Origin of the sequence: Candidatus Pantoea multigeneris (genome assembly GCF_011752615.1) — a bacterium.
GTDB classification, from domain to species: Bacteria; Pseudomonadota; Gammaproteobacteria; order Enterobacterales; family Enterobacteriaceae; genus Pantoea; species Pantoea multigeneris.
The window spans coordinates 34,585-58,672 of the sequence record NZ_VWXF01000013.1; the positions used below are offsets into that span (position 1 = coordinate 34,585).

Annotated in this window: 22 protein-coding genes; 8 read left to right on the plus strand and 14 right to left on the minus strand. The window is 54.2% G+C overall.

Features of this window, described 5'->3' with window-relative positions; all coding sequences use genetic code 11:
* Window positions 1–5: 5 nt before the first annotated feature.
* The 11 genes from F3J40_RS21800 to F3J40_RS21850 all read right to left on the minus strand — a co-directional run bounded on the left by F3J40_RS21800 (window position 6) and on the right by F3J40_RS21850 (window position 8,874).
* Window positions 6–683: a phosphoglycolate phosphatase gene (locus F3J40_RS21800; RefSeq protein WP_167018009.1), complete on the minus strand. Its 678-nt coding sequence runs from the start codon at window positions 681–683 to the stop codon at window positions 6–8.
* Window positions 667–1,350, minus strand: coding sequence for a ribulose-phosphate 3-epimerase (gene rpe / locus F3J40_RS21805; RefSeq protein ID WP_017350022.1), 684 nt, complete (start codon window positions 1,348–1,350; stop codon window positions 667–669). Before rpe ends, F3J40_RS21800 begins: the two co-directional genes overlap by 17 nt.
* 67 nt (window positions 1,351–1,417) lie before the next feature.
* Entirely contained in the window at window positions 1,418–2,230 is an 813-nt protein-coding gene (dam, locus tag F3J40_RS21810; protein WP_167018011.1) for an adenine-specific DNA-methyltransferase, read from the minus strand.
* A 101-nt stretch (window positions 2,231–2,331) separates the two neighbouring features.
* Window positions 2,332–3,354 carry an SPOR domain-containing protein gene (locus F3J40_RS21815; RefSeq protein ID WP_167018013.1) on the minus strand — a complete coding sequence of 341 codons (1,023 nt, stop codon included), beginning with the start codon at window positions 3,352–3,354 and terminating at the stop codon, window positions 2,332–2,334.
* Between the two features lie 72 nt (window positions 3,355–3,426).
* Window positions 3,427–4,515 (minus strand): 3-dehydroquinate synthase, encoded by a 1,089-nt coding sequence (aroB, locus tag F3J40_RS21820; protein WP_167018015.1) that lies wholly within the window; start codon window positions 4,513–4,515, stop codon window positions 3,427–3,429.
* Window positions 4,516–4,553: 38 nt separating this feature from the next.
* The gene (gene aroK / locus F3J40_RS21825) at window positions 4,554–5,075 is read right to left on the minus strand and encodes a shikimate kinase AroK (RefSeq protein WP_017350018.1); all 522 of its coding nucleotides are present in this window, start codon (window positions 5,073–5,075) and stop codon (window positions 4,554–4,556) included.
* 365 nt (window positions 5,076–5,440) lie between these two features.
* On the minus strand, window positions 5,441–6,709 hold the full coding sequence (hofQ, locus tag F3J40_RS21830; protein WP_369410963.1) for a DNA uptake porin HofQ: 1,269 nt from the start codon (window positions 6,707–6,709) through the stop codon (window positions 5,441–5,443).
* Window positions 6,702–7,040: a HofP DNA utilization family protein gene (locus F3J40_RS21835; protein ID WP_167018019.1), complete on the minus strand. Its 339-nt coding sequence runs from the start codon at window positions 7,038–7,040 to the stop codon at window positions 6,702–6,704. The genes hofQ and F3J40_RS21835 overlap by 8 nt, the downstream gene beginning before the upstream one ends.
* Window positions 7,030–7,524, minus strand: coding sequence for a HofO family protein (locus tag F3J40_RS21840; protein WP_167018021.1), 495 nt, complete (start codon window positions 7,522–7,524; stop codon window positions 7,030–7,032). Before F3J40_RS21840 ends, F3J40_RS21835 begins: the two co-directional genes overlap by 11 nt.
* The gene (locus tag F3J40_RS21845; protein WP_167018023.1) at window positions 7,517–8,062 is read right to left on the minus strand and encodes a PilN domain-containing protein; all 546 of its coding nucleotides are present in this window, start codon (window positions 8,060–8,062) and stop codon (window positions 7,517–7,519) included. Before F3J40_RS21845 ends, F3J40_RS21840 begins: the two co-directional genes overlap by 8 nt.
* Window positions 8,053–8,874: a type IV pilus biogenesis protein PilM gene (locus F3J40_RS21850; protein WP_167018025.1), complete on the minus strand. Its 822-nt coding sequence runs from the start codon at window positions 8,872–8,874 to the stop codon at window positions 8,053–8,055. The genes F3J40_RS21845 and F3J40_RS21850 overlap by 10 nt, the downstream gene beginning before the upstream one ends.
* A gap of 117 nt (window positions 8,875–8,991) precedes the next feature.
* Here F3J40_RS21850 and mrcA point away from each other — a divergent pair, with 117 nt between their 5' ends.
* Window positions 8,992–11,544, plus strand: coding sequence for a peptidoglycan glycosyltransferase/peptidoglycan DD-transpeptidase MrcA (gene mrcA, locus F3J40_RS21855; protein WP_167018027.1), 2,553 nt, complete (start codon window positions 8,992–8,994; stop codon window positions 11,542–11,544).
* Window positions 11,545–11,591: 47 nt separating this feature from the next.
* Here the strand turns inward: mrcA and nudE are convergent, their stop codons facing one another.
* Entirely contained in the window at window positions 11,592–12,158 is a 567-nt protein-coding gene (gene nudE / locus F3J40_RS21860; RefSeq protein ID WP_017350011.1) for an ADP compounds hydrolase NudE, read from the minus strand.
* A 402-nt stretch (window positions 12,159–12,560) separates the two neighbouring features.
* Here nudE and F3J40_RS21865 point away from each other — a divergent pair, with 402 nt between their 5' ends.
* From F3J40_RS21865 to pckA, 5 genes are all read left to right on the plus strand, one after another.
* A complete protein-coding gene (locus tag F3J40_RS21865) occupies window positions 12,561–14,690 on the plus strand; it encodes an IgaA/UmoB family intracellular growth attenuator (protein WP_167018029.1) in 2,130 nt (709 codons plus the stop codon).
* A gap of 54 nt (window positions 14,691–14,744) precedes the next feature.
* Complete coding sequence (yrfG, locus tag F3J40_RS21870) at window positions 14,745–15,407, plus strand: GMP/IMP nucleotidase (protein WP_167018146.1); 663 nt, start codon at window positions 14,745–14,747, stop codon at window positions 15,405–15,407.
* A 14-nt stretch (window positions 15,408–15,421) separates the two neighbouring features.
* A complete protein-coding gene (hslR, locus tag F3J40_RS21875; RefSeq protein WP_017350008.1) occupies window positions 15,422–15,823 on the plus strand; it encodes a ribosome-associated heat shock protein Hsp15 in 402 nt (133 codons plus the stop codon).
* A gap of 25 nt (window positions 15,824–15,848) precedes the next feature.
* Window positions 15,849–16,721 carry an Hsp33 family molecular chaperone HslO gene (gene hslO / locus F3J40_RS21880; protein ID WP_167018031.1) on the plus strand — a complete coding sequence of 291 codons (873 nt, stop codon included), beginning with the start codon at window positions 15,849–15,851 and terminating at the stop codon, window positions 16,719–16,721.
* A gap of 291 nt (window positions 16,722–17,012) precedes the next feature.
* A complete protein-coding gene (gene pckA / locus F3J40_RS21885) occupies window positions 17,013–18,632 on the plus strand; it encodes a phosphoenolpyruvate carboxykinase (ATP) (RefSeq protein ID WP_167018033.1) in 1,620 nt (539 codons plus the stop codon).
* A 41-nt stretch (window positions 18,633–18,673) separates the two neighbouring features.
* Here pckA and envZ read toward each other — a convergent pair whose 3' ends face one another.
* A complete protein-coding gene (envZ, locus tag F3J40_RS21890) occupies window positions 18,674–20,026 on the minus strand; it encodes a two-component system sensor histidine kinase EnvZ (RefSeq protein WP_017350005.1) in 1,353 nt (450 codons plus the stop codon).
* Between the two features lie 43 nt (window positions 20,027–20,069).
* On the minus strand, window positions 20,070–20,789 hold the full coding sequence (gene ompR / locus F3J40_RS21895) for an osmolarity response regulator transcription factor OmpR (protein ID WP_001157751.1): 720 nt from the start codon (window positions 20,787–20,789) through the stop codon (window positions 20,070–20,072).
* A gap of 311 nt (window positions 20,790–21,100) precedes the next feature.
* Here ompR and greB point away from each other — a divergent pair, with 311 nt between their 5' ends.
* A complete protein-coding gene (greB, locus tag F3J40_RS21900; RefSeq protein ID WP_017350004.1) occupies window positions 21,101–21,574 on the plus strand; it encodes a transcription elongation factor GreB in 474 nt (157 codons plus the stop codon).
* Between the two features lie 103 nt (window positions 21,575–21,677).
* Window positions 21,678–24,014, plus strand: a complete 2,337-nt coding sequence (locus F3J40_RS21905; protein ID WP_370659873.1) for a Tex family protein — start codon at window positions 21,678–21,680, stop codon at window positions 24,012–24,014.
* Window positions 24,015–24,088 lie beyond the last annotated feature (74 nt).

Consider the following 24,088-nt stretch of genomic DNA (forward strand, 5'->3'; position numbering starts at 1 on the left):
GATAATTACAGCCCGAGCGCGGGCAGAAGTTGGTCGAAAGAGTCCAGAGTCAGATCCGGCTGGCTCAGGGAGATAGGTTCACCGTAGTTGTAGCCAAAGGTCATGGCGACATTCGGGACACCCGCCGCCTGTGCGGCCTGAATATCATTACGTGAATCACCGACAAACAGCAGCTGATGCTGAAGCAGGCCGAACTTGCCTAACACCAGGAACAGTGCTGCGGGATGCGGTTTTTTCGCCACCACATCATCGCCGCCAATGATCAGTGAAAAGGCGTCTTCAATCCCGAGTGAAGCCAACAGCGGTGCCACAAACGGCGTGGGTTTGTTGGTCACAATCGCCAGCGGCAGGCCGGTGGCCTGGAGTTTTTTCAGTGTTTCTACCACGTGGGGAAACAGCGTTGTGCCCGGCGTGACGGTATCGGCATAGTATTTATCAAACAGCGTGCGCGCATCATGCTGTTCCTGCGGCTGCGGCGCACGGCCTAATGCCCAGGTCAGCGCACGTTGCATCATGATATCTGCGCCATTGCCGATCCAGGTGATCACGCGTTCAACGCCAGGTGCTGGCAAGTTTAAATCTGTCAGTGCATGATCAATCGCCGCAGCAAGACCCGGCGCGCTATCAACTAACGTGCCGTCGAGATCAAATGCCAGCGCCTGAATATCAGTGAAATGAGCCATTAACCTTCTCCAGTTCGTGACGCATCTCATCAATGACTTTTTTGTAATCCGGGTGACCAAAGATCGCCGATCCGGCAACAAACATATCTGCGCCTGCTTCTGCGATCTGCGCGATGTTATCGATCTTCACGCCGCCATCCACTTCCAGACGAATATGATAGCCACTCTCGTCGATACGTTTACGTACCTGGCGCAGTTTTTCCAGTGTAGAAGGGATAAACGACTGACCGCCAAAACCAGGGTTAACCGACATCAATAAGATGACATCCAGTTTATCCATTACGTAGTCGAGATAGCTCAGTGGCGTCGCCGGGTTAAAGACCAGACCCGCTTTGCAGCCGTGCTCTTTGATCAGTTGCAGCGTGCGATCGATATGATCGGTGGCTTCTGGGTGGAAAGTGATATAGCTGGCACCGGCCTTCGCAAACTCTGGAATCAGCGCATCGACAGGTTTCACCATCAGGTGTACATCAATGGGAGCCGTAATGCCGTAATCACGCAGGGCTTTCAGTACCATCGGTCCCATCGTGAGATTGGGCACAAAGTGATTGTCCATCACGTCAAAATGAACGACATCGCCGCCTGCGGCCAGCGCTTTCGCCGTATCTTCACCAAGACGGGCGAAGTCTGCCGCGAGAATAGAGGGGGCCAGCAAGTATTGTTTCATCCGATTCTCCCAATTTAGTTCGCCAGCATTATTGCTGGCGTAAGACACGGGTCGCGGACGTAACAGACTAGCTAAAAAGCGCCAGCAGTTCGTCAACCTGAGTGCGACCACTTATGCTTCGGCTGATAGAGCGCCGGGCTTTGACCACATGTAGCTCAGCAGCCTGATACCATTCACGCGTTAATACGGTGTCATGGTTTGAAATCAACACCGGTATGCCACTCTCCTGCGCCAACTGTGTTGCCAGTTCAGCCAGATGCTGCTGTTCACGCAGGCTAAAGCTGTTGGTGTGGTAAGCGGTAAAGTTCGCCGTGGCCGATAAAGGCGCATAGGGCGGATCGCAATATACCACAGAGCCGGTTTGCGCATTACGCAGGGTAACATCGTACGATTCGCAGACGAAGGTCGCGTTTTGCGCGCGCTCCGCAAACCAGAGTAATTCGGCTTCCGGGAAGTACGGTTTACGATAGCGCCCGAATGGCACATTAAACTCGCCACGCAGATTGTAACGGCACAAGCCGTTATAGCCGTGACGGTTAAGATAGAGGAACAGCAACGCGCGCTCATAGCTATCACGGCTGGCGTTGAAGGCTATACGCCGCGCATAGTAAACCTCAGACGTATTGCCTTCGGCGTTGAACAGGCGCTGCGCATCACGTATGAAAGCAGCGGTACGCGTTTTAACAATATTATAGAGGTTAATCAGGTCGTTATTGATGTCGGCCAGATGGTAGCGATCAAACTCAGTGTTTAAAAACACCGAGCCTGCACCAACAAAAGGCTCTACCAGGCAATCGCCTGGTGGCAGATGGCGACGGATATCCTCGACCAGAGGATATTTACCACCTGCCCATTTCAGGAAAGCGCGATTCTTTTTCATGCTGTCGTGGTTCTTACATCTTTTTCTAAGAGCTGTGGGTGTACCGACAGCAGATCTGCGCTTATTGACGGGGCCACGGGCAGTAGCCCCCCATTTAATACTTACTGACCAGACTCTTTCTTCACCTGGCTCAGGGGTTTAACCCACGGATTTTTTGCTCTGACATCCGCTGGCAGCGAAGCAACGGCACGGCGTGCTTCTGCTGGCGTTGCATACGAGCCACTCACCAGCACATACCAGGCTTCGCCGTTACGTGTTGTCTTGTAGACATGGTAACTGCCAAGATTTTGCTTACTCGCCCAACTGTTCAGGCTTTCCGGACGAGATGCACCGCTCAACTGCAGGGTGTAATTACCGGCTGGGAGCCCTTTGCTGCTCGCCTGACCCGTGCCCAGTGCAGGACGTGCCGGTGTAGTATGCGTCGTTCTGGCTTCAGTTGCTGGCGCACGTACAACGGATGTCTCTTTACGCGGTGCGACAGCCGCGCTGTGTTGGGTACTGCGCGGCGCAGTCACCACATGTTCTGGCTGCGTGCTGCGTACTGGTCGGTTCGCATGTGAAGCGAGCGGACGTGGCGCAACGGCTGCCGAGCTGCCGCTTACCGTAGCCGGGGCTGTGGGTAATGAACTTTGCGACCCAGCAGCGCTATCAACCTGGCCCTGCTGATTGGTCAGCGCGGTACCCAAATCACCTGGCAACGTAACACGTTGCTGATTGCTTGGGGTATCCACTGGTGCCCCCTGGGTCGGCGTTGCCGAAACCGGCGGTAAACCAATATTCTGCTGACCATTGTTAGCCGTGGAAGCATCCGCTGTTGCTGCGGGCGCTGTCGTCTGGCTACCTGTCTGAGATGTTGTTCCAGAAAGGTCGATATCTTTACCTGCGCCTGGCGCAGGAGGCGTTCCAGAAGCTGAGTTAGCGACGGGTTTGCTGCTATCCGGGCCTTTTAACGCAGAGCCAATACCCAGAACCAACAGCAGTAGCACCAGAATACCGATGCCCATCATCATGTGCTGACGAGAAACTGGCGGTTTGCCTGCCGGTGCAGCCCCTTTACGAGGACGCGTCGGACGGCGATCGCTGGCGTCAGGTTTCAACTCATCTTCCGGTTTTAACTCATCCATTCGACCTCCTCCGTAAAGCGGTATTCCCGTCAGCGCCTAAGCGGCATCAGGTCACCACTGAACTGCTTCTCATCAAGGTTTTTGACAATCTCTGATTGCAGCCAACACGATATCATGGGCTACGCCACCACGGACTTCAACTTCGCCAATTAGGCGAGGCAGTACCAGGCGCAACTCACCGCCCAGCACTTTCTTATCACGCATCATGTGCGGTAAGTAAGCTTCTGCCGCCATACTCTCCGGGCCATCAACGGGCAAACCTGCACGTTGGAGTAATGCGATAATGCGTGCAGTTTCGGCAGGGGTAAATTGCCCAAGGCGTTCTGCTGTTCGCGCTGCCATCACCATACCCGCTGCAATCGCCTCACCATGTAGCCAGTTGCCATAGCCCATATGTGCTTCAATTGCATGACCAAAAGTATGGCCGAGATTGAGAAAAGCGCGCACTCCGTTTTCACGTTCATCTGCCGCAACCACCTGCGCTTTGAGTTCACAGCATCGGCGAATACACCATGCCAGAGCCTGTTCATCTAACGCCAGTAGCGCATCAAGATTTTGCTCAAGCCAGCTGAAAAACTCACCATCAAGGATGATGCCGTACTTAATCACTTCGGCAAGGCCGGAAGAGAGCTCACGGGCAGGTAAAGTGCGCAGACAATCTGTATCCACAACAACCGATGCAGGCTGATAGAAAGCCCCAATCATGTTTTTACCGAGCGGATGATTAACGGCAGTTTTGCCGCCCACAGAAGAGTCGACCTGCGACAACAGAGTGGTAGGAACCTGGATAAAACGGACACCGCGCTGATAGCTGGCAGCCGCAAAACCGGTAAGATCGCCAATAACCCCGCCGCCTAAAGCGATGAGCGTGGTATCGCGGCCGTGAGGTTTTTCCAGTAATGCAGTAAACACCTGATCCATAACGGCCAGGGTTTTGAATTTTTCGCCATCAGGGAGAATCACCTGATCAACTTTCACGCCCGCTTGCGACAATCGTTCAACTAACGGCTGAAGATACAGCGGTGCCAGCGTCTGGTTTGTTACCACCATAGCTGAATCGCCTGCTTTCAGCGGCCAAAATGAAGCCGGATCATTGAACAAACCGGCAGCGACAGTGATGGGGTAACTACGATCCCCAAGTGATACAGTGATCTTCTCCATGATGCTCGATACCTGTTGCTACGCCCGCAGGCGTGAAATCAGTTTTTTTCCAACATGTGGATGATCTGATTAGCGACCACTTTCGCGCTCTGCTCATCAGTGCGGATGGTGACATCAGCGATCTCTTCGTACAGCGGATTACGTTCATCAGCCAACGCTTCCAGTACTTCGCGCGGCGGAGATTCCACCTGCAGTAATGGGCGTTTTTTGTCACGTTGCGTACGAGCTAGCTGTTTCTCAATGGTGGTTTCCAGATACACCACAACGCCGCGAGCGGACAGGCGATTGCGAGTTTCACGGGATTTTACGGAGCCGCCACCAGTGGCGAGAACAATGCCCTGCTTTTCCGTCAGTTCATTGATGATTTTTTCTTCGCGATCGCGAAAGCCTTCTTCGCCTTCGACGTCAAAAACCCAGCCTACATCCGCTCCGGTACGTCGCTCAATTTCCTGATCGGAATCGAAGAATTCCATATTGAGTTGCTGAGCTAACTGACGACCAATAGTGCTTTTGCCGGCACCCATAGGCCCAACCAGAAAGATATTGCGTTTCTCTGCCATTTTATCGGTATTACTACGAATTCGTTAATGATACCCCGCGTTCAACCTCACTGGCTGGCGGGACAGGAACTGAAACCTCATGAGCATTAGCAAGAGTCAGACTGAAAATTATCTCAGCACTCAAGGCGGTTTGGCAACCGAATAAATTGCCTCCGGCAACTTGGTTCAGGCCGGTCAGTGGTATGCGAAGCGGTAAAAAGCCAGTTTTAGGCTGACAATACGCGCTTTTAAGAGGATGTTTCACGCAACTGTGGAGATCAAATCCGCTCTGAACAGTGCTTCCCCATTAAAAAATCGCTAAACCTTGTAAGCTAATTCCTGTCCTGCGTCAACGCAGATGATGCCAGAGTGGTTAATTTCCGCTTTTATCCTGCTGAAAATGCTGCTTCCCTGACCAGTCGAGGGGTAATGAAGATCACCAGCTCACGTTTCTTTTGTTCTTCATGCTGCTGACGAAACAAGCCCCCTAATAATGGCAATTTTGCCAAACCCGGCACCCCCTGCTGACCACGACTGCGCTGTCGCTGGAAAATGCCGCCCAGTGCCAAGGTCTGCCCGTCTCGCAGAATCACCTGCGTTTCAATCTCCTGCTTATCAATGGCCAGCACGCTTTTCTCCCCGGTTTGTACGCTGCGCCCAGGTACATTCTGGCTGAGCCGTAATCGCAGTTGAATACGCCCATTCCCCAGCACGGTCGGCGTGACTTCCATCCCGAGCACCGCTTCTTTAAATTCAATCGTCGTTGAACCACTGCTGCCTGTGGCTACCTCATAGGGAATTTCAGTCCCCTGCTTAATGGAGGCGGTTTGTTGGTGCGCGGTAAACAGACGCGGACTGGCGATAATATCGATCTGATTCTCCTGCTCCAAAGCACTGAGTTCCAGGTCCAGCAGCTGCCCCTGAATTCTGGCCAGCGTCATCCCCAGGCTGGATGCGGCTGCTCCGAGAGATAACGGAATACCAGCGCGCGGTGAACGTAACGCATCCGGCAGGCTACCCGGTTCGCCTAATCGCCAGTTCACCCCCAACTCCCGCAAATGGTCCTCGCTGATGGTGACAATGTGCGCCGCCAGCTCGACCTGCTCCAGCGGAATATCCAACGCGTTCAGCCAGCGCTCTGTGCTTGCTAGCGCCTTATCGGTATCCCGCAGCAGCAGCGCATTGGTTCGGCTGTCCACCGTGACGCTGCCGCGTGAGCTCATGAGATTGCCTCTTTCCTGCTGTAAGCTGCGATACACTGCCTCTGCTTCCGCATAGTGCAAACGAACCGTTTTCTGGTTCAGCGGCAGTTGCTGCTGCTTCTCTACCTCACGCTGCTTATTTAGCTCTGCTTCTTGCTGCTGCCAGTGTTGCGGAAAGACCAGCAGGACATTGTCCTCCTGTACCGCCGTGAGCTGAGCCATACGCGTGACCAGCGTTAACGCCTGCTGCCAGGGCACATTCTCGAGGCGCAGTGTTAGCGTTCCTTCAACGCCAGGCGCAACCAGCAGGTTCACTTGCTGGTAATCTGCCAGCGCCTGAAGAATGCGCTCAACCGGTGCCTCTTCGAATACCAATGAAAGCGGCTGCGGCTCCGCGCTGCGGACGCCGTTCAGCCACGCCAGCGTTACGATTAAAATGAAGTATTTAGTCACGGGAGGCTCCATGCAGATGAAAACGCCAGCGCAGATCGGTGCAATCGCTTTCCAGCCGTAGCGTTAATTCCTGGGGGTTAAGGGTGAGAAGCTGCCAGCCGGGCAGAGGCTGTGGCTGCTGCTGATTGATGGCAATCACGGTGTGTTGTGGTTTATGTACCAGCCACGCACGATAGTCACCTTCCCTGCCTAGCACGCCCATCAGCCGCCACTCCTCCTGCGAGGCCTGCGGCTGCGCACAACGATCCGTACCCAATGGATGAAAAGGATCGCGCGCTTGCAACGGCGCACAAAGGAAGCAAAGCAGGCACACCATCGGTTTAATGCGCATCGTCATCCTCCAGCCAGGCCTCTATTAAGAGGCCTTCTGGCTGCGATTCAATGCGCCAGCGCGTTGGCAGCCCGGCGGTGCTCTGCGCCAGCTCAGCAAACAGTGGCTGAAACTGCAGCCAGTTCAGTTGTAATTTGAAACTGGCTGGCTGGGTTTCTGGCGACCACTGCACCAAATGCGCTCCACGCTGGGCTAACAACGCGGAAAGAGGAAGGGGTGACGCATACTGCTCAAGCTGCCGTTGAACCTGTTGAATGTTTTGCTGTAGCTCCGCTTCATGGGGTAAGCGTTGCAGGGCGCTCTGCAATTGCACCCACTGCTGCTGTTGCTCGCTTTGGCTAAGCCGCAACTGGCCTAACTGCTGTTGGTAGGGCCGCAAGGCAAACCAGGCAACACTGACCAGCAGCGTACCGCTTAGCACCGCAATCGCAAGGCTGCGCAATGGCCAGGCCAGCAACGCCCAGCGTAGTGTGAGTTCATCCATTTACAGGCTCTACCGCGGTATGAAGAGAGAGGCGGAAACGCCATATCCCACTGGGCTGGCGCTCAATGCCCGCTTGCTGAGTACGTATCACCAGGGGATCGGCCGCGAGGTTATTCTGTAGCTGCCGCACGGCTGCCACCTCTTGCACAAACCCCTCCAGCAGCAGACGTCGATCGCGCAGTTCAGCCCGATGTATCCATGCTTTATCCGGTATACGCTCCGGTAATGCCTGCCAGAACTGATGCCAGTGCTGAAACTGACGCCTGCGCGATTGCTGGCGTGCCAACCCCTTCTGAATCGCCTCCCCTTGCTGCTGAAGTTGCTGACGCTGTCTGAGCGTTTCCCGGTTTTTTACTATTTCCAGCTCGACCTGCTGCAAGTTCAGGCTGTAGTCGGCAATTTCGCGCTGCACATGCGCCCCCCAAAAAACCAAACCGCAAAGGCCACAGACGACAATCGACCCCAACTGGCAAAGCGAACGCCGCCTCTGCTTCTGCGCCAGGCGCTGACGCCACGGCAGTAAATTGATTAACACCATGTTGTCTCCTCACTGCGTAGCGCAAGGCCCGCCGCCACGGTAAAGCGCCCAGGTTGCTCAGGCAGCGGGGGTTGCAGAAAACGGAACACACTGAAAGGAGAGAAAGCGTGCGTTGAGGGTGCATCAGGGGCGGATGTGCCGTTACTCAATAAAATAGAGGTTGCCTCACTAAAAGCCCGCTGCTGTAGCTGTTGCAGGCTCTCACCTTCATTGCTGTAGCCACATTCTCCGGTCGCGCAGCGATACCACAGCCAGCCACCTTCCTGTTGATGTACCAGGACACTGTTCGCGGGCAGGGAAGCCTGTTGCGCCACACAGGCCAGTGCCGAGGTTGTGAGATCAATCACCGTGGGTGCTAACCCCACCTCACTTAATGGCTGTAGCCACTGATTGACGCGCTGCCGATGAGCAGCAGTCACGGCCAGTACCGAACCATCGCCCTGGGGACGGTAATCCAGCGTTAACTCCGCGGTATCCAATGGAAAAAGCCGTTTTGAAGCCGCCTGGACATAGTGGCCAAGCGCAGGTTCACGCAACTGCATCTCCGGTAAATTAAGCGATCGTTGCAGCGCAAGCTGGGGAGGTATGCCGATCCGCAGTGAATAACGCTGAGGTAACTGCCTACGCCACTGCGCTAGCTGGAGAAGAAGAGATGGAGTAAAACACGGCGAATCCTGGTGCTGGTACGCCTCGCTCAACGGCCAGTGCCACCAGTGGCGTAACTGCCAGCCGTTGCGCCTGGGTTGTAGCGCCAATGCGCATAAGTGTTTGTTCTGAATATCAAGCCCGATTTGCCAGGTGGTAAAAGCCATCGCACGATCTCCCTGTTAGCCTGCGGAAAAAGGACGTATCAAAGCGTCTGGCTTGCCTTTATACTACCGCGCGATTGTTTATAAACTGCCCACACGTCAACAGATGGGAAATCTCAGGTGAAGTTCGTAAAGTATTTATTGATTCTTGCAGTGTGTTGCATGTTGCTGGGAGCCGGCACCGTCTATGGCTTGTACAAGTACATTGAGCCACAACTGCCCGACGTAAACACACTCAAAGACGTGCGTTTGCAAACCCCGATGCAGGTCTACAGTGCCGACGGGGATTTGATTGCCCAGTTCGGTGAAATGCGCCGTATTCCTCTGAAGCTGCAGCAAATGCCGCCAGAGTTGATCAAGGCCTTTATCGCCACAGAAGACAGCCGTTTTTATGAACACCATGGTGTTGATCCGGTGGGGATTTTCCGTGCCGCGAGCATTGCTCTGGTATCGGGTCATGCCAGTCAGGGAGCGAGTACCATTACTCAGCAGCTCGCGCGTAACTTCTTCCTGAGCCCGGAACGCACGCTGATGCGTAAGATCAAAGAGGCGTTTCTGGCGATCCGCATCGAACAGATGATGAGTAAAGATGAGATCCTGGAACTCTATCTGAACAAAATTTATCTCGGTTACCGTGCTTATGGTGTCGGTGCCGCTGCTCAGGTCTATTTTGGCAAAAACATCGATCAGCTGAGTCTGAGCGAAATGGCCATGATTGCAGGCTTGCCTAAAGCGCCTTCCACGTTTAACCCGCTCTATTCCCACAGCCGTGCTCTGGCGCGCCGCAATGTGGTATTGGCGCGCATGTTGGATCAGGGCTACATCACTCAGCAGCAGTACGATGAGGCACGTAATACGCCTCTGGTCGCGCATTATCACGGGCCAGAAATCGCCTTCTCTGCACCGTACATCAGTGAAATGGTGCGTCAGGAGATGGTGAAGCGCTACGGTGATGCCGCCTATAACGATGGCTATAAGGTTTACACCACCATCACGCGTCGCTTACAGGAAGCCGCGCAAGATGCCGTGCAAAATAACGTGATTGCGTATGATATGCGCCACGGCTACCGTGGCCCGACTAACGTACTCTGGAAAGCAGGCCAGACGCCGTGGAGCCAGCAGCAGATCAAAACCCGTCTGAAAGACGTGCCTGTCTATGGTCCACTGCTGCCAGCGGTGGTAACCAGCGTCAACACGGATGAAGCGACGGCGTTGTTGAAAGATGGTTCTGCGGTTTCCCTCAACTTGCCGGGTGTCCGTTGGGCGCGCCCATTCAAGACAGATACGCTGCAAGGTGCTACACCTCGCACCGTCGCGCAGGTATTGCAGGCCGGTGAGCAGATTTGGGTGCGTAAAGTGGATAACGACTGGTGGTTAGGTCAGGTACCTGACGTTAACTCAGCGCTGGTCTCACTCGACCCTGAAAACGGCTCCGTGCGTGCATTGGTGGGCGGTTTTGACTTCAATCAGAGCATGTTCAACCGTGCCACTCAGGCGCTGCGGCAGGTGGGTTCGAACATCAAACCGTTCCTGTACACCGCCGCTATGGACCGTGGTTTAACTCTGGCCTCGATTCTGAATGATGTGCCGATTTCACGTTGGGATGCGGGCGCAGGCGCTGACTGGCGTCCGAAAAACTCACCGCCGACCTATGCAGGGCCGATACGTCTGCGTCAGGGCTTGGGTGAGTCGAAAAACGTCGTCATGGTGCGCGCTATGCGGGCAATGGGTGTTGATTACGCCGCCCAGTACCTGCAACGCTTTGGCTTCCCGGCACAGAATATTATTCACACCGAATCACTGGCGTTAGGGGCGGCATCCTTCACCCCACTGCAGGTCGTTCGTGGCTATGCGGTAATGGCTAACGGGGGCTTCCTGATAGACCCTTACTTCATTAGTAAGATCGAAAATGAACAGGGCCAGACCGTGTTTACGGCACAGCCTAAGATCGCCTGCGTACAATGTAATCTGCCGGTGATTTACGGTGACACCAAAAAAGCCATTGCGCTCAGTGAAGACAGCGTAGAAAACGTTGCCACTTCCCAGCAGCAGCCGAACCCAAGCGTGCCACAGCCAGAACTGGAGCAGGTGCCTGCTCAGCCTCAGGTAAACAGCACGCAGGAATATGCGCCGCACGTGATCAACACCCCGCTCTCGTTCCTGATTAAGAGTGCGCTCAACTCCAACGTCTTTGGTGAACCCGGTTGGATGGGTACGGGCTGGCGAGCAGGCCGCGACCTGAAGCGCAACGATATCGGTGGCAAAACCGGTACCACCAACAGCTCGAAAGATGCATGGTTCTCGGGTTATGGTCCGGGCGTGGTCACTTCGGTATGGATTGGGTTTGATGATGCACGACGCGATCTTGGCCGCAGCACAATGTCTGGCGCTATCCCAGACCAGATTTCTGGCTATGAAGGGGGGGCGAAGAGTGCGCAACCGGCATGGGATGATTACATGAAATCAGCCCTGCAAGGTGTTCCTGTGCAACCACTGACACCGCCAGCAGGTGTGGTGACAGTGACGATTGATCGCAGCACCGGCAAGCTTGCCAACGGGGGCGGAAATACTCGCCAGGAGTACTTTATTGATGGAACACAGCCAAAAGAGTACACCGTGCATGATGTCGGCACGACATTAATGGACAACGGCCAGAGCCACGAACTGTTCTAATCACCACAACAAAAAAGCCGACAACACTGTCGGCTTTTTTTCATCATTCAGTACTGCAAACGCCCCTGCTTCACCAGCCATTCTCGCACCATAAACAACGCACTCACGTTGCGAGCCTCGCGGAAATCGGGTTCTTGCAGCAATGCCAGCAGGTTGTTCAACGGCCAGCGCCGTACCACCAAAGGTTCCGGCTCATCCCCTTCCAGTTTTTCAGGATAGAGTCCTTCAGCCACCACAATGTTCATCTTGCTGGAGAAATATGAAGGTGCCATGGTGAGCTTGCCGAGGTTTTCTAACCGCCCAGCACCAAATCCCGCCTCTTCCTTCAATTCCCGGTCAGCGGCCGCAAACACGCTTTCACCCGGATCGATTAACCCTTTGGGGAACCCCAGTTCGTAGGTTTCCAGCCCAACGGCATACTCCTCAATCAGCACCAGATGATCGTCAATCAGTGGGACGATCATCACGGCTTCACGATCGGTAGGTTTCATACGCTCGTAGACCCGTTGTTCCCCATTGCTGAACGCCAGATCGACCGACTCTATGGTGAATAGGCGAGATCGAGCCACAGTTTCAACATGGAGAATTTCAGGTTTAATTAGGGGGTTCTTCATATTAGCCTCAGATTTTTCACGGCTTTTTTCGACGATATCAGATGAAGATATCAGCATACCTAACCGGGAACGAATGTGCGACAGTGAGTTTCGCTCACCACAGATAGCATTACAAACCTTGCGCAACAAAAGGCAAAATTTGCATATCGATATAGCGCAAGAACGCTGTCAATGAGAAATGTTAAATTAAGAAAATGCCGATATTTAGTTGCTGCCGCAATCGGTAATATTGCGCTTGAGAAAGACATAACATTAACTATATTAATGAGTTAATCATCTATTTTCTTATTCTGTTCTCTTGTCACCGTGCCATATAATCGCCAAAATTACCCTGGTGGTCGCACAACCCGGAAACTAAAATTTTAATTATGATGCCTTCTATCTGGCTGGACTAAGCAAAGCATGAGCACCTTAACAGCCTCAGTGGTCATTGTACTGGTCTGTTCCTTTCTAGCAGTAATCAGTCTTTGGTACGCTAGGCGGCAACGTATGCCCCTGGCGAAGTCGCTGTCACTCCTTAGTCCACCACAACGCAAACTGACTGCCGAAGAGCGTTTCGCGGTCGAGCGATATCTGGCGTCACTGGGGCAGTTCAAAACCACCCCGGAAGAGGGGCGCGTAGACAAGCAGGTGCTGACACTCACGCCCAACAGCGACAACGTCTATGCCGTGACCCAGGCGATTACCCGCTACGGCCTGTCGACTCAGGATCAGCGTAAGTGGCGCTATTTCCTCGATGCAACCGAAGTCCATTTACCGCCGCGCTGGGAGCAATACATCACGGACGAAAACGTGGTTGAGCTGATCAATACCCATCCCATACCTTTAGTCATCTCGCTGAATGGCCATGTGCTGGCGGATTACAATTTGCAGCAACCTGCGTTTATCTCAACGCTGCGCCCACAGACCCACAACGCCTCGATTCGCAAAGAAGAGAGTGAAAACGTCGAGCTGGTGCAGGTGCGTAAAGAGACACCTGAAGAGTTCGCACTTTCACGTTCAGCGGGAATTCGTGAATCGCTGGTCATCTGCGCGGCACTGCTGCTCTATTTCCTCGCCATTATCTCACCCGCCAATATGCTGCCGTGGCTGTGTATCCTTGCCACTGCCATGACGGGTGTGAGTTTGTGGTTCCTCTACCGTTTCCCGGGTCCCAACGGCTTGCGAGATGTACACTGTCTGCGCGGTGCGCCGAAACGCTGGGGACTGTTTGGCGAGTCCAATCAGGAACAGAGCAACATCACTCTGGGGATTATCGACTTACACTACCCGCCGCACTGGCAGCCTTACGTGGCTAACGACTTAGGCAAAGTGACGGATGTCGAAATCTACCTGAACCGTCAGGTTGTACGTCAGGGTCGCTTCCTCTCCCTTCAGGATGAGGTACAACACTTCCCGGTGCAGCGCTGGCGTAAAAATGTGGTGCTTGCCATTGGCTCCCTGCTGGTCTTAGCGCTGCTCATTAGCTGGATTCCGCTCAGTATGCCGTTAAAACTGAGCCTCGCCTGGGTGAAAGGAACGGATACCGTTGAAGCCACCAGCGTACAACAACTGAGCAAAAGTACCCTGCACGTCGGGGATTACCTCAAGGTCAGTGGTCAGGGCATGTGCTCCGTACCCGATAACCTACAGAATAACCGCAGCAGCGTTTACATGCCTTTTGACTGCTCCGCGATTTACTGGAACAGTGCCAATCCGCTGCCGCTGCCGCAGTCAGACATCATAGATAAAGCCTCCGCGCTGCTGACCACCACCACACAACAGCTCCACCCGGAAACCAACAGCGATCCGAAAATTAACCCGCAGTTGGCTTCAGCCATTCAGAAATCAGGCATGATTTTACTGGACGACTTTTCCGACTTAGTGCTGAAAACGCAGGATCTCTGTAGCCAGCAACAAGACTGTATTCGTCTCAAGAATGCGCTGGTCAACCTCGGTAATGCTAAAGACTGGCAGAGCCTGGTAAAACGCGCAGACTCCGGCCAGCTCAATGGCATGAATGTGTTGTTACGTCCGGTCAGTGCGGAAGCGCTGGAAAACCTGGTGAATACCGCCACCTCTACCTTCTTCTACCGGGAAACACGCCGTGCGGCAGAAAACCTGAACAGCCCGCCACCGGGTGGTTTCCTGATCGTCAGCGACCAGGGGCGGCAGTGGGTGAATCAGCCTCAATCAGGTGTTTCACTGTTTGATATGGATGCGCCTGCCCAGTGGCAAGAGCTACAACGCATCGCCGGGCTGCTGCTGCACACCTCGTTTAGCGCCAGCGGCGTCATCACCAGTATCACCACAGATGCCAACGGAACACAGCATATCGCACTGCATCACGATGCTGATTCGGTCACTCAGTGGCGCTATCCCGCGACGACGCTGCTGCTGCTGGCGCTGATAATCATGGTTATCTGCAATTCGGTGCTGGCACTGCGCCGTATCCATCTGAATCGCGTCCGCATGGCGAATATCCATCAGTACTATGAAAAATGCTTTAACCAGTCAATGACCGCTATGCAAAGCGTGCGCCCGATATTCTGAGCTTCTTGCTTCTGTGCTACCCTGTCGCCCTGTTTTTAGGGGGGTGATAGCGTGATGAAGCTGGACTGGAATGAGATTGATACCGTACTGCTGGACATGGACGGTACGTTACTGGACCTGGCGTTTGACCGGTATTTCTGGCTGGAACTGGTGCCAGCGACGCTGAGTCAACAACGCGCAATTACCCTGGCGGAAGCCGAAGCACTGATTGCAGAAAAGTATCAGGCGGTGGCACATACGCTAAACTGGTATTGTCTGGATTACTGGGCACAAGAGCTGGCTCTGGATATTCGAGCCATGACCTGGCAACAGCGTGAGCGCACCGCACTGCGGGCCGATACCCTGCCCTTTTTGCAAGCCCTGCGCACTGCCGGTAAACGGACTATTCTGCTGACCAATGCCCATCCTTACAATCTGGATGTCAAACTGGCACAAACCGGCCTGGCATCACACCTTGATTTATTGCTTTCTACCCACATGTTTGGGTATCCGAAAGAGGACGCTCGCTTGTGGCAGGCCGTGCAACAGCACACCGGCTTTGATCGCCAGCGCACACTGTTTATCGATGACAGTGAAAAGATCCTCGATGCGGCGCAAAGCTGGGGAATTGGCTGGTGTCTTGGCGTTGAGAACCCGGATTCTGGCCGCCCAACGCAGGCATTTACCCGCCATAGCGCAGTAAGTGACTATCGCCAGCTCTGTGCCGCGCTGGCGTAAAACCAGGAGCTGTAATGAAAGAAAAAAACAGCGAAGGCGTTCGCCTTGATAAATGGCTGTGGGCTGCCCGCTTCTACAAAACTCGAGCGATTGCTCGCGAGATGATTGAGGGCGGCAAAGTGCACTATAACGGACAGCGCAGTAAACCCAGCAAACTGGTCGAACTGAATGCCGAGCTGATACTGCGTCAAGGCAATGATCAGCGCACTATCGTGGTGCTGGCCATCAGTGACCAGCGCCGCCCGGCCACGGAAGCCGCAGAGTTGTACCGCGAAACCACCGCCAGCATTGAAAAACGGGAACAGGTGGCGCTGGCGCGCAAAATGAATGCGCTAACTATGCCTCATCCCGATCGCCGCCCAGATAAGAAAGAGCGCCGCGATCTGCTTAAATTTAAATTGTCGGGCGATGAATAACGCTTCGCCTCAGTGAGAGAAAACTATGTCTGTTCAAGATCAACTGCACCGCTTCCTGTTTGAAAATGTCGCTGTCCGTGGCGAGTTAGTTAATGCTTCCAACACCTGGCAGGATATCGTTAAAGGCCACGATTATCCGGCAGCGGTAGAGAAGCTGATGGGCGAACTGCTCACGGCCACCAGCCTGCTAACGGCGACGCTGAAGTTCGAAGGGGATATCACCGTTCAACTGCAGGGCGATGGCCCATTGAGCCTTGCCGTGATTAACGGCAACAACAACCAGGAGATGCGCGGTGTAGCGCGCTTACGCGAAGGCGCGGAGATCGCTGAAGGTGCAACCTTAAAAGAGATGGTGGGTAGCGGATATCTGGCGATTACCATTTCACCACTTAAAGGCGAGCGCTATCAGGGCGTGGTCGGTCTGGAAGGCGAAACTCTGGCAGCCTGCCTGGAAGATTACTTCATGCGTTCTGAGCAGTTGCCAACCCGTCTGTTTATTCGCACCAGCGAAAAAGGCGCAGCCGGCATTCTGTTGCAGGTACTGCCCGCTCAGGAACCCAATCCAGATGACTTTACCCATCTGGCAACCCTGACTGAAACCATTAAAAGCGAAGAGCTGATTGAGCTGCCTGCTACCGACGTCCTGTGGCGCTTGTATCACCAGGAAGAAGCCAGTGTGTTTGATCCCCAGCCGGTGATCTACAAGTGCACCTGTTCACGTGAGCGTTGTGGTGAAGTGTTGTCTACGCTGGCACAGTCTGAAGTTGACGAAATCATTGAAGAAGACGGTCATATTGATATGCACTGTGACTATTGCGGCACGCATTACGTCTACGATGCTGTCGATATCGCTGCCATTCGCAACGCCGCTAACAATCAGAGCGATCAACTGCACTAAGTTTTTCTTATAGGCGGTTATGCCGCCTTTTCCCCTCTCCCCGCTATACATACAAATTTTTTATACAACAATATCTTTTATTCACTGGATTTCGAATAAAATGTGGTGAAGAGTGAGCCAGAGTACGTTTCAGTTCGCATTTCTGTATTTTCCCGCTTCCGCAACACCCTGAGAAGAGTAGACTGCGCGCCATCGTGCCCAGCCCGGGGTGCCAGTCCCCGGTCGGCAGAACAGTACGAAAGCGATCGCTACAAGCCCGAAGCTAAGACACCGATTAGAAGGAGCAGTACCATGAGCGTTAATGGCCAAACCACGCCTGACCTTACCAGCCTGGGCATTACCAAAACCACCGAAGTGGTTTATAACCCTGATTTCGACACGTTGTATCAGGAAGAGATGCGCCCTGAGTTAGAAGGTTTTGAGCGTGGCACCCTGACGCAAAACGGCGCAGTCGCCGTGGATACCGGTATTTTTACCGGCCGTTCCCCCAAAGATAAGTACATCGTGCGTGATGACACCACGCGCGACACGCTGTGGTGGAGCGATCAAGGTACTGGAAAAAATGACAACCAGCCGCTGTCACAGGAAACCTGGCAATCACTGAAACACTGCGTGGTTGAGCAATTGTCAGGCAAACGTTTATTTGTGATTGATGCCTTCTGCGGTGCGAACCCAGACAGCCGCCTGAACGTACGCTTTGTCACTGAAGTTGCGTGGCAGGCCCACTTCGTGAAAAACATGTTTATTCAGCCAACTGCGGAAGAACTGGCTGACTTCAAACCTGATTTCGTGGTGTTGAACGGGGCGAAAACCACTAACCCGAACTGGAAAGAGCAGGGCCTGAACTCCGAAAACTTCATCGCTTTCAACCTTACCGAAGGTGTACAGCTGATTGGCGGTACCTGGTACGGTGGCGAAATGAAGAAAGGCCTGTTTGCCGTCATGAACTACCTGCTGCCGCTGAAAGGTATTGCTTCCATGCACTGCTCAGCTAACGTCGGTGAAGCCGGTGATGTGGCGGTATTCTTTGGCCTCTCCGGCACCGGAAAAACCACCCTGTCGACCGATCCAGCACGCCAGTTGATTGGCGATGATGAGCACGGTTGGGATGACGACGGTGTGTTCAACTTTGAAGGCGGCTGCTACGCAAAAACCATCAATCTCTCTGCCGCCGCTGAGCCAGAGATTTATGCTGCGATTCGTCGTAACGCACTGCTGGAAAACGTGGTTGTTCGTGAAGATGGCAGCATCGATTTTGCAGATGACAGCAAAACCGAAAATACCCGTGTGACCTACCCAATCGATCACATTGAGAATATTGCGCGCCCTTCTAAAGCGGGCCACGCGAAAAAAGTGATCTTCCTGACCGCAGATGCCTTTGGCGTTCTGCCACCGGTATCACGCCTGACGCCAGAGCAAACGCAGTATCACTTCCTGTCTGGCTTCACCGCTAAACTGGCGGGTACCGAACGTGGCATCACACAGCCAACGCCGACCTTCTCTGCCTGCTTTGGTGCTGCCTTCCTGATGCTGCACCCAACTCAGTATGGTGAAGTGCTGGTCAAGCGTATGGAAGCCGCAGGTGCACAGGCTTACCTGGTGAACACCGGTTGGAACGGCAGCGGAAAACGTATCTCTCTGAAAGATACCCGCGCCATTATCAACGCCATTCTGGCAGGCGAGTTGGATGATGCGCCAGTCAGCACCTTGCCAGTATTTGGCTTACAGGTGCCACAGCAGTTAGCCGCGCTGGACAGCAACGTGCTGGACCCACGCAACAGCTGGGAAAGTGCAGAGAAGTGGGAAGCGGCCGCGCAGGATCTGGCACAACGCTTTATCACTAACTTTGAAAAATATACCGATACCCCTGCCGGAGCCGCGTTAGTCGCTGCTGGCCCGCAGTTGAAATAAGAAGAAGGGCGGCACCTGGCCGCCCTCTCTTTTGCTCGCCGTCAGTGGTTGATCGACGGGCCGTTAACCACCACTTCCGTCAGTGGTAACCAGGCACGAATCTTCAATCCCCCCCGGTCACTTTCACCAATTTCTAGCGCGCCCTGATGCGCATCGATAATACGCTGCACAATCGCCAGGCCTAAGCCCGTGCCACTGGTGCTGCGCGCACTATCGCCACGCACAAACGGCTGAAACAGATGTTGAAGCTGATCCGGTTTAATGCCTGGGCCGTCATCTTCGACCTGGAACCAGGCGCGATTAAGCTCTCGCCCACTGCTGACCTTGATCCAGCCGTTACCGTAACGCGCGGCGTTCACTACCAGGTTCGCCACGGCACGCTTAATCGACAACGGGTTGATGTTGAGCATCAGCTCTTCTGCCATCACCGCATTTTCAATTTCACGCTCGTAGCCACTCTCCGCAGCCACCACCTCGCCCAGCACACTGTTGAGGTCAGCACGTTCAGTCTGCATCTCCTGCCCGGTACGCAGGTAGTCGATGAACTGCTCAATGATAGCGTTGCACTCTTCGATGTCTTTATTGATCGACTCTGCGAGGTAGCCATCCTGCTCGGACATCATCTCCGTGGCGAGACGAATACGCGTCAGCGGGGTGCGTAAGTCATGACTGACACCCGCCATCAGCAGCGTACGGTCATCCGCCAGTTGCTTGACGCCAGACGCCATCTGATTAAATGCGCGCGTTACTGAACGCACTTCAGAAGCCCCGTACTCTCGGAGCGGAGGCGGAATAATGCCCTGACCTACCTGCAATGCAGCATGTTCCAGGTCCACCAGGGGTCGGTTCTGGATGCGAATAAACAGCCAGGCACCGCCAATCGCCAACAGCATAATCGCGAGCGTATACCGGAACAGCGGCGAGAAGTCGCCCTGATGGATCTCAGTGAGCGGTACACGCACCCAGATATCCGGTGACAGCCAGGTTTTCAGCCAGACTACCGGCGAGTTTTTGTTAACCTCAACCCGCACATCCGTTGGTCCACCCAACTGCTGTGCCATTTGCTGACTCAGGAATTCGTAATGCTGTGCCCAGCGCAGTCCACCCTCTTCCGCCGCTGCATTGGTATAGAGGGAAATACCCAGCTCGCGGTAGATCTCCCGGCGAAACGCAGGCGGTACTTCCAACTGTGTACCATCTTCCAGCTGTAACCGATCGGTCATCAGCATACGCACTTCGTACGCGAGGACTTTGTTAAACTGCTGAAGGCTGGGCAGAATGGCGAAGTTGAGCACCACCAGGTAGGTCGTTACCAGGCTGACAAACAGCAAGGTAACGATCAATAACAAGGTGCGGGCAAATGAACTGCGAGGTGAGAAGCGCAGTCGCCTCATCGTGTTCCTCCGGGATAGCCCGTATTAAGTGGATAACCCGCCGTCAGGCTTTGCTACCATCCGGAACGAACACATAACCCAGGCCCCAAACAGTCTGGATATAGCGAGGGTGTGCCGGATCTTCTTCCACCATGCGACGCAGGCGAGAGATCTGCACGTCAATTGAACGCTCCATGGCACTGTATTCACGGCCACGTGCCAGGTTCATCAGTTTGTCACGCGACAGCGGCTCACGTGGATGGCTTACCAGTGCTTTTAGCACCGCAAACTCACCGCTGGTCAGCGGCATTGGCTCATCTTCGCGGAACATCTCACGGGTGCCAAGATTCAGTTTGAATTTACCAAAGGCGATAACCGCCTCTTCCTGTGAAGGCGCACCAGGCAGCTCATTGGCCTGACGACGCAGCACGGCACGAATACGCGCCAGCAGTTCACGCGGGTTGAACGGTTTTGGAATGTAGTCGTCAGCGCCGATTTCCAGCCCTACGATACGGTCCACTTCTTCACCTTTCGCCGTCACCATAATGATCGGCATCGGGTTGCTCTGGCTACGCAAACGGCGGCAAATTGACAGCCCGTCTTCGCCTGGCAGCATCAGGTCCAGCACCATCAGGTGGAAAGATTCGCGGGTCAGCAGACGATCCATCTGCTCAGCGTTAGCGACACTGCGCACCTGAAAGCCCTGTTCGGTGAGATAGCGCTCTAACAGAGCACGCAGACGCATATCGTCATCAACGACCAGAATTTTGTAGTTCTCTTGCATTTTCTACTCCCAAAGGCGCTATTGCCTGAGCCAGTATTGTTAAAAAACTGTCCTGTCTGTGACAGTCATTAATGGTTTATATTCTAGCCGAAATTGTTACAAAGCATATTAAACAGCAGCTTATCTTTAAGTTTTTGCGCCTTCCAGCCACTTTTTCGGCTTTTTTGCCCTGAATAACACCATCTTACAGCCTGAGCAAAATTTCTACAGCCGGATAAGTTTTTAATCCGCGATAGGTTTTCGACTGGATTGAATTTTTGCCACGCTCTCTTTTACACTGTCATTCGTGTGTAACCGCCAGATGCTAAGCCATGAAAACCCGACTGATTACCCGTGAAGGCTTTAACAAGCTGAAAGCTGAACTTGACTATCTATGGCGAGAAGAGCGACCTGAAGTGACCAAAAAAGTCACCTGGGCAGCCAGCCTGGGCGATCGCAGCGAAAATGCTGACTACCAGTACAACAAAAAACGCCTGCGCGAAATTGATCGCCGGGTGCGCTACCTGACCAAAAGTCTGGAAGAGTTGCGTATTGTCGATTACTCCCCCCAGCAAGACGGCAAAGTCTTTTTCGGTGCCTGGGTCGAAGTCGAAAATGACGAAGGCGAAATCAAACGCTTCCGCATCGTTGGCTATGATGAAATTTTCGGGCAGAAAGATTACATCTCTATCGACTCCCCGATGGCGCGCGCACTGTTGAAAAAAGAGGTTGGCGATGCGGCCAGCGTACAGACCCCAGCCGGTCCGGTACAGTGGTTCGTCAATGAAATTAACTATCTGCGATAGCCATTCGGAATATCACTGAAAGCGGGCCGCTTCACTGGCAATTTCACCCTCCAGTCCGTATAACTGTCCCCTGTTTCTCAACCCCGAAAGACAGTTACCGATGATGAAAGATTCACTGAGCCAGATTATTGCAACTGAGCTGCAGGCGCGAACGGAGCAGGTTGATGCTGCTGTGCGCCTGCTGGACGAAGGGAATACCGTGCCGTTTATTGCACGTTATCGTAAAGAGGTAACCGGTGGCCTGGATGATACCCAGCTACGCCAGTTGGAGAGCCGCCTCAGCTATCTGCGTGAACTGGAGGACCGACGCCAGTCGATTCTGAAATCCATTGATGAGCAAGGCAAACTCAGCGATGACCTTGCCCGCGCTATCAACCACACCCTCAGTAAAACCGAACTCGAAGACCTCTATCTCCCCTACAAACCTAAGCGCCGTACCCGTGGTCAAATTGCCATTGAAGCTGGACTTGAGCCGTTGGCTGATGGCCTGTGGCAAGATCCGTCACAAGACCCGGAACAGGTTGCGGCTGCCTATGTTGACAGTGATAAAGGCGTAGCCGACGTGCGCGCCGCGCTGGATGGTGCCCGCTACATCCTGATGGAGCGCTTTGCCGAAGATGCAGCGCTGCTGGCTAAAGTGCGTGACTACCTGTGGAAAAATGCCCATCTGGTGGCCAAAGTGGTAGAGGGCCAGGCGGAAAGCGGCGCGAAATTCCGTGACTACTTCGATCACCATGAAGCGCTAAACAGCGTGCCGTCTCACCGCGCACTGGCCATGCTGCGTGGTCGTAACGAAGGCGTACTCCAGCTCTCGCTCAATCCCGATCCGCAATTTGAAGAAGCGCCACGTGAAAGCCACGGTGAAACCCTGATTGCCGAACACCTCAATTTACGCCTGAATAATGCCCCAGCGGATAGCTGGCGTAAGGCGGTCGTGAGCTGGACCTGGCGTATCAAAGTGATGCTGCATCTGGAAACCGAGCTGATGGGCAGCGTGCGCGAACGCGCTGAAGAAGAAGCCATCAACGTCTTTGCGCGCAATCTGCACGATCTGCTGATGGCCGCTCCAGCGGGCATGCGCGCCACTATGGGCCTCGATCCGGGACTGCGTACCGGTGTCAAAGTCGCGGTGGTGGATGCGACCGGTAAGCTGGTCGCTACCGATACCATTTACCCACACACCGGCCAGACGGCGAAAGCCACCAGTGCCGTTGCCGCGCTATGTACTAAGCACCAGGTAGAGCTGGTAGCGATTGGTAACGGTACAGCCTCGCGCGAAACCGAGCGCTTCTACCTGGACGTCCAGAAGCAGTTCCCACAGGTGAGTGGACAAAAAGTCATTGTCAGTGAAGCTGGCGCTTCGGTCTATTCTGCTTCCGAACTGGCAGCCCTGGAGTTCCCGGATCTGGACGTGTCGCTGCGCGGTGCAGTCTCTATCGCACGTCGTCTGCAAGACCCACTGGCAGAGCTGGTGAAGATTGATCCGAAATCCATCGGTGTCGGCCAGTATCAGCATGACGTGAGCCAAAGCCAGCTCGCGAAAAAACTGGATGCGGTGGTAGAAGACTGCGTAAACGCCGTCGGGGTAGATTTGAACACTGCCTCGGTGGCTCTGTTGACCCGCGTAGCCGGCCTGACGCGCATGATGGCGCAAAACGTGGTGAACTGGCGTGACGAAAATGGTCGCTTCCAGAATCGCCAGCAGTTGTTAAAAGTCAGCCGTCTCGGCCCGAAAGCCTTTGAGCAGTGCGCGGGCTTCCTGCGTATTAACCACGGGGATAACCCGCTGGATGCCTCAACGGTTCACCCGGAAGCCTACCCGATTGTGGAACGCATCCTGAGTGCGACACATCAGGCGCTGAATGAACTGATGGGCAATCCTTCCAGCCTGCGTAATCTGAATGCTCGCGACTTTACCGATGAACGCTTTGGCCTGCCAACGGTGAACGACATCATTAAAGAGCTGGAAAAACCGGGTCGCGATCCACGCCCTGAATTTAAAACCGCGCAGTTTGCGGAAGGGGTGGAAACCATGAACGACCTGCTGCCGGGTATGATCCTGGAAGGTGCCGTGACCAACGTGACCAACTTTGGTGCCTTTGTGGATATCGGCGTGCATCAGGATGGCCTGGTTCATATCTCTTCGCTGTCGGATAAGTTTATCGATGACCCACACAAAGTGGTGAAAGCGGGCGATATCGTGAAGGTCAAAGTGCTGGAAGTGGATCTGCAACGTAAACGTATTGCGTTAACCATGCGTCTTGACGAGCAACCCGGTGAAACCAATGCGCGCGCCAGCAATCGCAGCGCTCAGCGTGAGGCCCCACGCAGCAACAATAGCAGCAATGCTAAACCTCGCAATGCACGCCCGGCCAGCAGTTCGGCGGGTAACAGTGCCATGGGTGATGCGTTAGCCGCTGCCTTCGGCAAGAAGCGCTAACCCCCCTGCCGAACCCGCTTTTGCTTATGCCAAAAAAGCGGGTTCGGTTGCGAAATCTCGCTAAGCTGCCAGGC

Coding starts and splice junctions, on each gene's coding strand:
- aroB (WP_167018015.1), bottom strand. CDS start 4,515: ATGGAGAAGATCACTGTATCACTTGGGGATCGTAGTTACCCCATCACT.
- F3J40_RS21905 (WP_370659873.1), top strand. CDS start 21,678: ATGAAAGATTCACTGAGCCAGATTATTGCAACTGAGCTGCAGGCGCGA.
- yrfG (WP_167018146.1), top strand. CDS start 14,745: ATGAAGCTGGACTGGAATGAGATTGATACCGTACTGCTGGACATGGAC.
- F3J40_RS21835 (WP_167018019.1), bottom strand. CDS start 7,040: ATGCGCATTAAACCGATGGTGTGCCTGCTTTGCTTCCTTTGTGCGCCG.
- dam (WP_167018011.1), bottom strand. CDS start 2,230: ATGAAAAAGAATCGCGCTTTCCTGAAATGGGCAGGTGGTAAATATCCT.
- hslR (WP_017350008.1), top strand. CDS start 15,422: ATGAAAGAAAAAAACAGCGAAGGCGTTCGCCTTGATAAATGGCTGTGG.
- F3J40_RS21845 (WP_167018023.1), bottom strand. CDS start 8,062: ATGGTGTTAATCAATTTACTGCCGTGGCGTCAGCGCCTGGCGCAGAAG.
- ompR (WP_001157751.1), bottom strand. CDS start 20,789: ATGCAAGAGAACTACAAAATTCTGGTCGTTGATGACGATATGCGTCTG.
- envZ (WP_017350005.1), bottom strand. CDS start 20,026: ATGAGGCGACTGCGCTTCTCACCTCGCAGTTCATTTGCCCGCACCTTG.
- F3J40_RS21865 (WP_167018029.1), top strand. CDS start 12,561: ATGAGCACCTTAACAGCCTCAGTGGTCATTGTACTGGTCTGTTCCTTT.
- F3J40_RS21840 (WP_167018021.1), bottom strand. CDS start 7,524: ATGGATGAACTCACACTACGCTGGGCGTTGCTGGCCTGGCCATTGCGC.
- rpe (WP_017350022.1), bottom strand. CDS start 1,350: ATGAAACAATACTTGCTGGCCCCCTCTATTCTCGCGGCAGACTTCGCC.
- F3J40_RS21815 (WP_167018013.1), bottom strand. CDS start 3,354: ATGGATGAGTTAAAACCGGAAGATGAGTTGAAACCTGACGCCAGCGAT.
- F3J40_RS21800 (WP_167018009.1), bottom strand. CDS start 683: ATGGCTCATTTCACTGATATTCAGGCGCTGGCATTTGATCTCGACGGC.
- nudE (WP_017350011.1), bottom strand. CDS start 12,158: ATGAAGAACCCCCTAATTAAACCTGAAATTCTCCATGTTGAAACTGTG.
- F3J40_RS21850 (WP_167018025.1), bottom strand. CDS start 8,874: ATGGCTTTTACCACCTGGCAAATCGGGCTTGATATTCAGAACAAACAC.
- hslO (WP_167018031.1), top strand. CDS start 15,849: ATGTCTGTTCAAGATCAACTGCACCGCTTCCTGTTTGAAAATGTCGCT.
- aroK (WP_017350018.1), bottom strand. CDS start 5,075: ATGGCAGAGAAACGCAATATCTTTCTGGTTGGGCCTATGGGTGCCGGC.
- greB (WP_017350004.1), top strand. CDS start 21,101: ATGAAAACCCGACTGATTACCCGTGAAGGCTTTAACAAGCTGAAAGCT.
- pckA (WP_167018033.1), top strand. CDS start 17,013: ATGAGCGTTAATGGCCAAACCACGCCTGACCTTACCAGCCTGGGCATT.